General features: G+C 75.3%; 11 protein-coding genes and 3 tRNA genes. 5 read left to right on the plus strand and 9 right to left on the minus strand.

Annotated features, from left to right (window positions below; all coding sequences use genetic code 11):
- Nucleotides 1-124: 124 nt before the first annotated feature.
- The 4 genes from wecB to RI554_08235 all read right to left on the minus strand — a co-directional run bounded on the left by wecB (nt 125) and on the right by RI554_08235 (nt 3,298).
- Nucleotides 125-1,279, minus strand: a complete 1,155-nt coding sequence (gene wecB / locus RI554_08220; protein MDR9391998.1) for a UDP-N-acetylglucosamine 2-epimerase (non-hydrolyzing) — start codon at nt 1,277-1,279, stop codon at nt 125-127.
- The gene (locus RI554_08225; protein ID MDR9391999.1) at nt 1,276-2,478 is read right to left on the minus strand and encodes an MraY family glycosyltransferase; all 1,203 of its coding nucleotides are present in this window, start codon (nt 2,476-2,478) and stop codon (nt 1,276-1,278) included. The genes wecB and RI554_08225 overlap by 4 nt, the downstream gene beginning before the upstream one ends.
- Before the next feature lie 24 nt (nt 2,479-2,502).
- The gene (upp, locus tag RI554_08230; protein MDR9392000.1) at nt 2,503-3,129 is read right to left on the minus strand and encodes a uracil phosphoribosyltransferase; all 627 of its coding nucleotides are present in this window, start codon (nt 3,127-3,129) and stop codon (nt 2,503-2,505) included.
- A gap of 77 nt (nt 3,130-3,206) precedes the next feature.
- A tRNA-Ser gene (locus RI554_08235) sits at nt 3,207-3,298 on the minus strand.
- Between the two features lie 139 nt (nt 3,299-3,437).
- Between RI554_08235 and RI554_08240 the strand changes: the two genes are divergently transcribed.
- A tRNA-Gln gene (locus RI554_08240) sits at nt 3,438-3,511 on the plus strand.
- Nucleotides 3,512-3,601: 90 nt separating this feature from the next.
- Nucleotides 3,602-3,675: transfer RNA gene (locus RI554_08245), tRNA-Gln, on the plus strand.
- 72 nt (nt 3,676-3,747) lie between these two features.
- On the opposite strand, the gene RI554_08250 is transcribed toward RI554_08245, so the two are convergent.
- Nucleotides 3,748-4,527 carry a class I SAM-dependent methyltransferase gene (locus RI554_08250; protein ID MDR9392001.1) on the minus strand — a complete coding sequence of 260 codons (780 nt, stop codon included), beginning with the start codon at nt 4,525-4,527 and terminating at the stop codon, nt 3,748-3,750.
- 177 nt (nt 4,528-4,704) lie between these two features.
- Between RI554_08250 and RI554_08255 the strand changes: the two genes are divergently transcribed.
- Nucleotides 4,705-6,006 (plus strand): aspartate aminotransferase family protein, encoded by a 1,302-nt coding sequence (locus tag RI554_08255; GenBank protein MDR9392002.1) that lies wholly within the window; start codon nt 4,705-4,707, stop codon nt 6,004-6,006.
- 117 nt (nt 6,007-6,123) lie between these two features.
- Here RI554_08255 and RI554_08260 read toward each other — a convergent pair whose 3' ends face one another.
- Nucleotides 6,124-6,990 (minus strand): sulfurtransferase, encoded by an 867-nt coding sequence (locus RI554_08260; protein MDR9392003.1) that lies wholly within the window; start codon nt 6,988-6,990, stop codon nt 6,124-6,126.
- A 155-nt stretch (nt 6,991-7,145) separates the two neighbouring features.
- Between RI554_08260 and rpe the strand changes: the two genes are divergently transcribed.
- Nucleotides 7,146-7,829 carry a ribulose-phosphate 3-epimerase gene (rpe, locus tag RI554_08265; GenBank protein ID MDR9392004.1) on the plus strand — a complete coding sequence of 228 codons (684 nt, stop codon included), beginning with the start codon at nt 7,146-7,148 and terminating at the stop codon, nt 7,827-7,829.
- Nucleotides 7,830-7,842: 13 nt separating this feature from the next.
- Here rpe and RI554_08270 read toward each other — a convergent pair whose 3' ends face one another.
- The 3 genes from RI554_08270 to RI554_08280 all read right to left on the minus strand — a co-directional run bounded on the left by RI554_08270 (nt 7,843) and on the right by RI554_08280 (nt 10,411).
- A complete protein-coding gene (locus tag RI554_08270) occupies nt 7,843-8,808 on the minus strand; it encodes an acetyl-CoA carboxylase carboxyltransferase subunit alpha (protein ID MDR9392005.1) in 966 nt (321 codons plus the stop codon).
- Nucleotides 8,798-9,814, minus strand: coding sequence for an acetyl-CoA carboxylase, carboxyltransferase subunit beta (accD, locus tag RI554_08275; protein MDR9392006.1), 1,017 nt, complete (start codon nt 9,812-9,814; stop codon nt 8,798-8,800). The genes RI554_08270 and accD overlap by 11 nt, the downstream gene beginning before the upstream one ends.
- Nucleotides 9,815-9,907: 93 nt before the next feature.
- Entirely contained in the window at nt 9,908-10,411 is a 504-nt protein-coding gene (locus RI554_08280; protein ID MDR9392007.1) for a polymer-forming cytoskeletal protein, read from the minus strand.
- 85 nt (nt 10,412-10,496) lie between these two features.
- On the opposite strand from RI554_08280, the gene RI554_08285 reads away from it, so the two are divergent.
- On the plus strand, nt 10,497-11,333 hold an 837-nt coding region (locus RI554_08285; GenBank protein ID MDR9392008.1), incomplete at its 3' end, for an SDR family oxidoreductase.

The raw sequence follows: 11,333 nt of genomic DNA on the forward strand, positions 1-11,333 counted from the left end.
CCGTCGCGCTCCGCGCCGGGCAGGGCGCGGCGCGCGCGCAGCACGTGCAGGGGACCGTCCTCGGGGGACGCTTCGTTCGGGGCCGGATGGGGGCCGGGCGGGGGGCCGGGGGTCGGACGCGCGTTCACGACGGGGAGGGTAGCACCGGCCCACGCCAGTCGGCGGGGCGCGGGCCCGCTCCGAGCCGCCACGCGACCGCCGCCGCGACGCGCGGCGCGGCGGCGCCGTCGCCGTACGGGTTGGGGCGGTCGCGCATGGCCATGAGCTCCGGAGCGTCCGGCGCGAGCAGGGCGCGCAACTGCGCCTCGACGGACGCCGGGTCGGTGCCCAGGAGGCGCAGCACGCCCGCCTCCACGCCCTCGGGCCGCTCGGTGACCGCGCGCAGCACCGCGACGGGGACGCCCAACGCCGCCCCCTCCTCCTGGAGGCCGCCCGAGTCGGTCACGATCAGGCGGCTGGCGGCGAGCGTCGCCACCATCGCCTCGTAGCCCAGGGGGTCCGACGTCACGACGTTCGCGACGCCGTGGACCGCGGGCCGCACCGCCTCGCGGACGGCGGGATTGCGGTGGACCGGCCACACGAACGCGAGGTCGGGATGGTCGCGCGCGAGGCGCGCGATGGAGGCGGCGAACGCCGCGAGGTGCGGCAGGTTCTCGCGGCGGTGCAACGTCACCGTGACGCGCCCGGTCGTGCCGGCCGGCAGCGGCGGCGTCGCCGCCCGCCCGGCGACCGTCCGGACCGCATCGACGCCGGTGTTGCCGGTCACGAGCACCGTCGCGTCGTCGCGCCCCTCCCGCCGCAGGTTCGCGCGCGCCCCGTCGGTCGGGGCGAGCGCGAGATCGCCGATCGCGTCCACCAGTCGGCGGTTCCCCTCCTCGGGGAACGGCTGCGTCAGGTCGAAACTGCGCAGGCCCGCCTCGACGTGCCCCACGCCGACCCCCTCGTAGAAGCCGGCGAGCGCCGCAGCGAACGTCGTGGTGGTGTCGCCGTGCACCAGCAGGTAGGCGGGCGCCAACGCCCGCAGGCGCGCGGCGAGCGCGGGCACGATCCGCCCCACCAGGTCCGCCGACCCCTGCCGGTCGGTCATCACGTCGAGGTCCTCGTCCGGCGTGACGCCGAACGGCGCCAGCACGTCGCGCACCTGCTCGCGATGCTGCCCCGTCGCCAGGACGTACGGGGTGGTCGCCGGGTGGTCGGCGAGCGCCGCGACGACCGGCGCCATCTTCGCCGCCTCGGGCCGGGTCCCGAACGCCACGACGACGCGATGCGGACCGCTCACCGCGGCGGCCGGCCCTCGCGTCGCGCCGGAGGCGCGTCGGACGCCGCGACCGCGACCGCACCCGCACGCTCCGCCGCCCGCTCCGCAGCGCGGACCTCCGCCCACCGCAGGGCGCTGGCGCCGCCCGTGGCCGCCACCGCGAGCAGGACCGTCGCCGCGGTCGCGGCGGGCGGCGTCGCGGCGAGGAGCATGCCGGCGACGCCCAGCACGAGCGTCGCCGCCCACAGGGTCAGCACCACCCCGCGTTCGCTCCGGCCGCGGGCCCGCAGCAGGTCGTGCAGGTGATCGTTGTGGGCGCGGGCGGGGTTGGCGCCGCGACGCAGACGCCGCAACGTCACCTGCGCGATGTTGACGACCGGCACGCCGAGGATCAACACCGGCGTCGCGATCGTCACCGCCGCGGTCACCTTGAGCGCCCCCAGGACGCTGACGGCGGCGAGGACGTAGCCGAGGAGGTAGGCGCCGGCGTCCCCCATGAAGATCGTCGCAGGGCCGGCGTTGTGCCGCAGGAAGCCGGTCGCCGCCCCCGCGAGGGCGGCGAGCAGCAGCACCGCGGCGCCGCGCCCGTCGACCTGCAGCGCGACCGCGAGCAGGCTGAGGCTGCCGATCGCCGCGACGCCGGACGAGAGGCCGTCCACCCCGTCGATGAAGTTGAACGCGTTGGTGAACCCGACCACCCAGAGGATCGTGAGGATCGCGGCGGCGGTCTCCCCGAAGAACACGAACGCCCCGTCGCCCGCCCACCGCGCGAACGGCCCGACGGCGAAGTAGTTCGTGACGAAGGCGATCGACACGTCGTTGGCGACGAGGATGCCGGCGGCGACGGTCTGCACCGCGAGGCGCATGGCGACCGGCAGGTCCCACAGGTCGTCCAGCAACCCCACGAGCGTCATCAGGACCCCCCCGAGGAGGATCGCGAACAACGGACCGCGGTCCACCGTCCACGCCGCGGGCGCCAGCGTCGCCCCCACCGCGACGGCGACGAGGAACGCCGCGAGGAGCGCCAACCCGCCGACGTTCGGCACGGCGCCCTGGTGCCGGCGGCGGCCCCGCCCGTGCCGGCCACCGCCCTCCTGCACCGCCCCGACCCGCAGCGCGAACGCGCGGATCGGCGGCACGACGAGGAGCGCCGTGACGAGCGCGGCGAGGAACACCGCCGCCGCCCACGGCACGAGGGGAACGAGGGACGAACCGCTCACGCGTCGATGCTACCGCCCGGCGCCCTAGAGCGTCCCGTAGATGCGGTCGCCCGCATCCCCGAGGCCGGGCACGATGTAGCCGTGCTCGTTCAGGCGCTCGTCGAGCGCCGCGAGAATGATCGGCACGTCCGGGTGCGCCGCCTGCACGGTCTCGACGCCCTCCGGGGCGGCGAGGATGCTGAGGAGACGGACGTTGTGCGCCCCGGCCTCCGCCAGGTGATCGAGCGCCGCGACGGCGCTCCCGCCGGTCGCGAGCATCGGGTCCAACAAAAAGGTGTCGCGTTCGGCGACGTCGGTCGGCAACTTGCCGTAGTACGAGACCGGCGCGAGGGTGTCGGGATCGCGGTAGAGGCCGATGTGCCCCACCCGCGCGCTGGGGACCAGGTCGAGGATGCCCTCGACCATGATGAGGCCCGCGCGGAGGATCGCGACGAGGGCCAGCTTCTTGCCGGCCAAGCGACGGACCTTCGCCGTCGCGACCGGCGTGCGGACCTCGGCGTCCTCGAGCGGCAGGTCGCGCATCGCCTCGAACGCCATCAGCATCGACAGCTCCGCGGCGAGCGACCGGAAATCGCGCACCGGCGTCGTCGCGTCGCGCAGGAGCGACAACTTGTGCTGGATCAGGGGGTGATCGATGATCTGGGTCGGCACGCTGGGCCTCCACTCCTCCGACGCCGGCGCGTCGGCACGAAGGAACGGCCGCCCCGGGGGACGGCCGTGTCGCGAACTGGCGGAGAGGGTGGGATTCGAACCCACGGTACCGCGTAAGCGATACAGCGGTTTTCGAGACCGCCCCGTTCAACCACTCCGGCACCTCTCCTCGCGTTCGCTCGCGCCCTGCGGGCGCGGCGTGGAAGGCTACCACGCGGGCCCGGGCCGCGCCAAGGGCGCGCGACGCCACCGGGGGTCGCGACGGCGGTTGACGGGCGCGGGGTTCGGGCGTAGCCTACGCGCTGCGCTGGCCCGTCGTCTAATGGCAGGACATCCGGTTCTGGTCCGGACGGTCGGGGTTCGAATCCCTGCGGGCCAACCACGCCGCCGCGCCGCCCCCGCCCGCCGGGGGCGGCGCCTTGACCCCCCCGGCGGGCGGGGATACCCTTATCTCGCCCCGAGGGGGGCGCGCTGGCCCGTCGTCTAATGGCAGGACATCCGGTTTTGGTCCGGACGGTCGGGGTTCGAATCCCTGCGGGCCAACCAGGTTCCCCCTCGGCGCATTTCGTACCCCCGCACGCCGACGCCTCGGGCCGGATCCCCCGCGCCCTGCGGGCGTCAGGCGGGGGGATACACGTCGAACCGCGTCGTGCGGCCCCGCACCGCTCCGCTCGCGCCCGGCGCGACGGGCGGCGCCTTCGCCGGCCGCTTGACGACGACCCGGCGCGCGACGCGGCGCGCCGCCGCCACCAACGCCGCAACCTCCGCCGGGTCCGGCGGCGGCCCCAACCACGCCCGCAGGAACGCCGCGCCGCCCCGCTTCGCGGCGCGGCGCTCGCCCTCGCGGGGGTACATCGGGTCGAGGTAGACCGCACGCGCGTCCCCGTCCGCCGCCGCCAGCCAGGCCGCCGCGTCGGTCGCGAGGACCCGGACGCGCGCCGCCGCGGTGGCCGTCGCGGGGTCGGCCTCCGCCCGCGCGCGGGCCGACGCAAGCCACCACGCCAGGAGGGGGTCGCGCTCCAGCATCGTGACACTCAGCCCGGCCCGCGCCACGTGCACGGCGTCCGTCCCCCACCCGGCGGTCGCGTCGATGACGTGGACCTCGCCGCCCGCGCGCCCCAGCAGCGCCGCGACGAGCGGGTCGCGCCCCGCGCGGGGCGCCCCCCACACCGCCGGGCGCGGGGTGGGGGGCGCCTCCGGCCCCACCCACGCGAGGGTCGGGGTCCCCGCCCCGAACGTCGCGACGGCGTGCGACGCCTCCGGTGGGGGCGCGTCCGGGGCCGCCACGGGGCGCCCGTCCGCCGCGAGGCGGGCGGCGAGGGCGTCCGCTTCGGCGCGCGCGGTGGCGGGGGCGTCGGGCGTGACGCGCACGCGGGCGGGGGCGCGGGGGGCCGTCATGCCGCATGCTACCGGCCGGGCTCGGGGGTGACCGACCCGGCCGGCGGGTGCTAGGCTGCCAAGCGACACGCGCGCTTCACGACGGAATCGAAGGTCACGGGCCGGTTCGCCCACCGAACGCGACGTGCATCGCCCTCGCCGCCGACGACGTCGTCGGTCGCCCCCTCGGGAGGTTCCATGTCCCACGCCGACCTGCAACGCCGCCGCGACGCGTCGGTCGTCCGCGCCGCCGCCTCGATCCACCCGATCTACCCCGCCGAAGCCAAGGGGAGTTACGTGTGGGACGGCGAGGGCAACCGGTACCTGGACTTCAGCGTCGGCATCGCCGTCATGAACGTCGGGCACTCCCACCCCAAGGTCATCGAGGCGGTCACGAAGCAGGCGTCGTCGTTCCAGCACCTGTGTTTCGCCGTCGGGATGCACGAGAGCTACGTCGAGCTCGCCGAACGCCTGAACGCCCTGATGCCGGGCGACGGGCCGTCGCGCGCCTTCTTCGCCAACAGCGGCGCGGAGGCGGTGGAGAACGCCGTGAAGATCGCCCGGGTCGCCACCGGCCGACCCGGCATCGTCGCCTTCACGCACGCCTTCCACGGCCGCACCCACATGGCGTTGTCGCTCACCGCGAAGGCGAACCCGTACAAGGCGCCGTTCGCGCCGCGCGCAGCGGAGATCTACCGCGCCGACTACCCCTACTGCTACCGCTGCCCGTTCGGAGGGCCCGACGCCGACGGCGGTTGCTGCCAGCACGACGCGAACCGTTTGCGCGACCAGGTCGCGTCGTTCATCGGGGAGGACCAGGTCGCGGCGTTCCTCGTCGAACCGGTCGCCGGCGAGGGCGGCTTCATCCCCGCGCCGGCGTCGTTCCTGCGCGCCGTTCGCGCCTACGCCGACGAGATCGGCGCGCTCTGGATCGACGACGAGGTCCAGTCCGGCATCGGCCGGACCGGCGCCTGGTGGGCGGTCGACCACGACGGCCTCGCACCCGACCTCCTCACGAGCGCCAAGGCGCTGTCGTCCGGCTTCCCCCTCGCCGCCGTCGTGGGCCGCGCCGACGTCATGGACGCGCCCGGCCCGGGGCACCTGGGCTCGACGTTCGGGGGCAACCCCGTCTCCATCGCCGCGGCGTTGGCGACCCTCGACGTCATCGAGGAGGAGGACCTGCTCACCCGCGCGACGCACATCGGGGCGCGCTTCACGTCGATGCTGCAGGACCTCCAGCGGTCGTTCCCGCGTATCGGGGACGTCCGCGGGGTCGGCGCGATGATCGGCATCGAGTTCGTGGCCGACGACGCCAAGACCCCCGACAAGGGGGCGGTCGAGGCGGTCGTGCGGCACGCCCGCGAGGACGGCCTGCTGCTGCTTCCGACCGGCACGTACGGCAACGTCATCCGCCTCCTCCCGCCGCTCAACCTGAGCGACGCGGAGATCGAGGAGGGCCTCCAGAAGCTCGAGGGGGCGGTGCGCAAGGCGCTCGCCTGAGCTCCGCGCGACGGCGCCCCACGCGCCGCCGCCCGGCGCGACCGCGCCCCGAACGACCGCGCCCCACCGACGTGGTCGGTGGGGCGCGGTGCTACGTGCGGCGGCGTGGTCGGTGGGTCAGTCGCCGTCGCCCTGCTCGATGGGGACGCCGACCATGTTCCCCCACTCCGTCCAGCTGCCGTCGTAGTTGCGGACCTGGGGGTAGCCCAGCAGGTACTTGAGGACGAACCAGGTGTGGCTGCTGCGTTCCGCGATGCGGCAGTACGCCACGACCGGCACGTCCCGCGTCACGCCCTCGCCCTCGTACAGCGCCGCGAGTTCGCTCGCGGGGCGGAAGGTACCGTCCTCGTTCACGGCCTTCGCCCACGGGACGTTCGCCGCGCCGGGAATGTGTCCCCCGCGGAGGGCGCCCTCCTGCGGGTACTCCGGCATGTGCAGCTTCTCGCCGCTGAACTCCGCGGGGCTGCGCACGTCGACGAGCGCACCGCGGCCGTCCTTCACGGCCAGCAGGTGCTGCAGCACGTCCGGCGCGAAGGCGCGGATCGACGCGTCGCGGTACGGCACCGCGTACGTCCCCGGCGTCGGCGTCGGCGTCTCGGTCGTCGTGGGCCGGTCCTCCGCGATCCACTTCGCGCGGCCGCCGTCCATCAGGCGCACGTCGGCGTGGCCGTTGTACTTCAGGAACCAGAAGGCGTACGCCGCCCACCAGTTCGACTTGTCGCCGTACAGGACGACGACGTCGTCGTTCGACACGCCCTTGCGTTCCATCAACGCCGCGAAACCGGCCTCGTCCACGAAATCGCGGACGTCGGGGCGCTGCAGTTCCGTGTGCCAGTCGAGCTTCACGGCGCCCGGCACGTGCCCCTGTTCGTACAGAAGGACGTCCTCGTCGACCTCCAGGACCTTCACGCCGGCGTCGGCGTGATGCGCCTCGACCCAGGCGGTGTCGACCAGGACCTCGGGATGCGCGTACTGCGTCTCCATGGGGTTCTCCTCTCCGCGCGGCGCGCGCCGTCCCCGCGGCCCCCACGCCCGCGGAGCGGGGCGGACGGCGCGGCGCGACGGCGCCACGCCCCTGTCTACCGCCGGAGGGCGACGGACGCGGTCGGCGGGCCGACGCGTCCTGCTACATTGCGGCGATGCTGCACGTCGCCCCCTCCCTCCTCGCCGCCGACCCCCTCGCCTACGGCGCCGCCCTCCGCGAGGTCGACGCGGCCGGCGCCCCCTGGGTGCACGTCGACGTCATGGACGGCCACTTCGCGCCGAACCTGACGTTCGGGCCGGCGCACGTCGCGGCGTTCCGCGACGCGACCGACGCGACGATCGACGTGCACCTGATGGTCCGCGACCCCGCCGCGTGGATCGATGCGTTCGCCGACGCCGGCGCGGACCTGTTGACCGTCCACGTCGAGGTCGATCCGCACCTGCACCGCACCCTGAGCCGCATCCGCGAGCGGGGGGTCCGGACGGGCGTCGCCCTCAATCCCCTCACGCCGCTCGAATCGATTCGCGACGCGCTCCCCCTCGTCGACCTGGCGTTGGTCATGAGCGTGAACCCCGGGTTCGGGGGGCAACGCTGGATCCCCGCCAGCGAAGACCGCCTGCGGCGCCTCCGCACGCTCCGCGACGCGAACGCGCCCCGCGCGATGATCCAGGTGGACGGCGGCATCGACCTCGCGACCGCCGGACCGGCGGCCCGCGCCGGCGCCGACGTCCTCGTCGCCGGGAGCGCCCTGTTCACGGAGGACGCCCCGTTCGCGCAGCGCTACGCGCAGGTGCGCGACGCGGCGCTGCAGGGCCGCGGGTCCCCCTCGGGCGACTGAGCTGCGCGCGGCCTCAGGCGCCGAGGGCGGGGACGTCCGCGACGCGCCCCAACGTCCGGAACCGTTCGCGGCGTTGCGCCGCCCAACGGGCGGGGTCGCCGTCGCGGAGCGCCGCGACCTCCTCGCGCAGGACGCGGGCGACCTCGCGGATCGCCTGGCCCGGCGCGCGGTGCGCGCCGCCGGGCGGCTCCGGCACGACGCGGTCGACCACCCCGACCTCGCGAAGGTCGCGGGCGGTGAGGCGGAGCGCTTCGGCGGCTTTGGGGGCCTCCGCCGCGTCCCGCCACAGGATCGCGGCGCACGATTCGGGACTGATGACGCTGTAGGTGGCGTTCTCGAGGATCGCGACGCGGTTCGCGACGCCGATCGCCAACGCACCCCCCGACCCCCCCTCGCCGATGACGACCGACAACGCGGGGACCCGCAGGCGGCTCATGCGGCGGATGGAGGCGGCGATCACCCACGCTTGGCCCTGCTCCTCGGCGGCGATGCCGGGGTAGGCGCCGGGTGTGTCGATGAGCGTGACGACGGGCAGGTGGAACTTGTCCGCCAGGTCGAACATCCGCATCGCCTTGCGGTACCCGCTCGGGTGGCTCATGCCGAAGTTCCGGTGGATGTTCTCCTTCGTGTCGCGCCCCTTCTGCTGCGCGACGACGACGACGCTTCGCCCGTCGAGCTGCGCGAGGCCGGTCACGAGCGCGGGGTCGTCGCCCAGCGCCCGGTCCCCGTGCAGTTCCTCGAACCCCTCGAAGGCGTGCTCGAGGTAGTCGAAGGCGGTCGGTCGGCCGGGCGCGCGGGCCACCTGGACGCGCTGCCAGCGCGTGAGGCCCTCGAACGTCGTCTGCTTGAGTCGCTCGAGGCGCGCTTCGAGCAGCGCGATCTCCTCACCGAGGTCGATGTCGGTCTCCTCGGCGTAGCTGCGCATGTCGCGGATCTTGCCCTCGAGATCGAGGATCGGGCGTTCGAACTCAAGCGCCACGGGCGGCCCCCTCCTCCGGAACGCTCGGTTCGGCGGCGTCGCGGGCGTCCCCGGCGTCACCGGCATCCCCGGCGTCGCGGGCGGCGTCGGGGTCCGCTTCGCCAAGCCCGGCGTCGGACGACGCCGCGTCGGCGGGCGCGCCGTCCTCGCCGAGATCGAGCGGGCGGTCCTGCAGAAGCTGCAGGGTCCGCACCAGGCGACCCTTGAGCTCCGCGCGGGGCACGACGTCGTCGATCATCCCGCGCGCGAGCAGGAACTCCGCGCGCTGGAAGCCGTCGGGCAGCTCCTGCTTGATGGTCTGCTGAATGACGCGCGGCCCGGCGAAGCAGATCAGCGCCCCGGGTTCCGCGAAGATCGCGTCCCCGAGCGTCGCGAAGGAGGCGGTCACCCCGCCGGTCGTCGGGTCGCTCAACACGACGAGGTACGGCAGGCCCGCCTCGACGAGCGCCTCGAGGGCGACGGTCGTCTTCGCCATCTGCATCAACGACAGCGCCCCCTCCTGCATGCGGGCCCCGCCGGACGCCGTGACGGCGACCAGCGGCCGGGCTTCCGCCGCGGCGCGCTCCGCGGCGCGGGCGATCTCCTCCCCGACGACGGAGCCCATCGACCCGCCGGCGAAGAAGAAGTCCATCACGACGAGGGCGACGGGCGTCCCCCCCATCGTCGCGGCGCCGGTCTGGATGGCGTCGGGGCGACCCTGCTTGCGTTGCACGCGCTCCATGCGCTCGGGGTACGGCTCGGTGTCGACGAACGCGAGGGGGTCGGTCGGCGCCAGGTCGCCCGACCACGGTTCGAAGCTGCCGTCGTCGGCCAGCATCGCGATGCGGTCCTCGACGCTCACGCGGTAGTGATGCCCGCACTCGGGGCAGGTCGAGAGGTTCGCGACGAGGTCCTTGCGGTAGATCTGCGCGCCGCACCCGTCGCACTTCAGCCACAAGCCGGCGGGGGTGGCGTCGTCGTCGCTTCGCGTGGGTTTGTTCCTCCGGAACCAGCGCTCGAGGGCCACGGGACCTCCCTTCGCCGCCCCGGACCGGTCCGGGCGGGCTTCGCGCATGCTAGCACCCCCGTTCCCGGGGGGCCGAGCGGCCCCCGGACCCCGTCAGCGGACCGCGGGCGCCTCGCCCGACGCGCCCGCAGCCTCCGCCTCGGTCGGGCGGGGGTCCCCCGACCCGTCGGTCAGGCGGGCGGGGGACGCGCCGTCGTCGAGCGTGACCAGCACCTCGTCGGCCGTCCACGACCCCAACGCGTCCCGAGGGGCGTCGGGCTCCGGCATGACGCTGCGGCCGTCGAAGCGGGCGCCGGTCTCGACGTCGAGCGTCGCGGCGCGCACGTCGCCCTCGAGGACGCCCCCACGCCACACCTCCACCCCCTCGTCGGCGGTGACGTCGGCGCGGACCGTGCCGGCGACCCGCACCGCGCGGGCCCGGACGTGCGGCCCCTCGACCGCCCCGCCGGGCCCCACCTCGAGCGGTCCGTCGACGTCGACCTCGCCGCGGACGACCCCGTCGATCCGCACGCGCCCGACCGCGTTCAGCGTCCCCTGCAGCGTCGTGCCGGCCGCGACGTACGTGTACGCCGCGCGCGTCCGTCCGCGTCGAAGCATTCCGTGCCTCCTCGCGCACCACGGTAGCAGACGCGGCGCCCCGCCCCGGACGTCGGGTCCGGCCGTCGGCGTGTATCCTCACGTCGTGAACGACGGTGGCGTGGTGCTCGTGACGGGCGTCGGGCAGGGCTTCGGGCGCGCGATCGCGCTCGGGTGGGGCCGGGCCGGGTACGACGTGGTGTGCGCCGACCGCGACGTCGCCCTCGCCAGCAAGACCGCCGCGGAGGTCGAGGAGGTCGGGGGCCAAGCGATCCCCGTGCAGCTCGACGTGACGGTCCCCCTCGACGTACGCCAGGCGTTCGCGAAGGTCGACGAGCTCTTCGGTCGCCTCGACGGCGTCGTGCACGTCGCGTCCCGGGGCGGGGACGGCGACGCGACGACCCTCGCCGACGGGGCGTTCGGGGAGCTCGTCGACGAGGTGCTGCGCAGCAGCCACCTGGTGCTCCGCAACGCCGGCCGTCGCATGGAGGACGGCTTCGTCCTCGTCGTCGGGCCCGACGCGGCGTCCGACGAGCCGCACGACGCCATGACCCGCGCCGGTCTCGCGGCGCTCGTCCGCGGCTACGTCCCGCGCCTCGCGCACCTCCGCCTCGGGCTCGTGACGCCCTCGCGCCCCGCGAGCGACCCGCACCACGACGCGCCCCTCGTGGACGCCGCGCTGTTCCTGGGCGGGCCCGGCGGGGTGGGCCTGCCCGGCGCGACCCTCGACGTCACCCTCCCGCCGCCCCCCCGCCGCGTCGAACGCCTCCTTCCCGAAGTCCAGGCGGCGCTGGGCCACCCGAGCGAAGCCGACGACGAGGCCGACGCGGACGCGACCGACGACGGGCCCGACGCCCCGTGGGACGACGAGGACGCGCCGTCCGCCGATGCGGCCTGGGACGCCCCCGACGGCCCGGCGTGGGTCGCAGCGGACGGGGTCCGG

It is taken from the genome of Trueperaceae bacterium (assembly GCA_031581195.1).
In the GTDB taxonomy this organism is placed as follows: domain Bacteria; phylum Deinococcota; class Deinococci; order Deinococcales; family Trueperaceae; genus SLSQ01.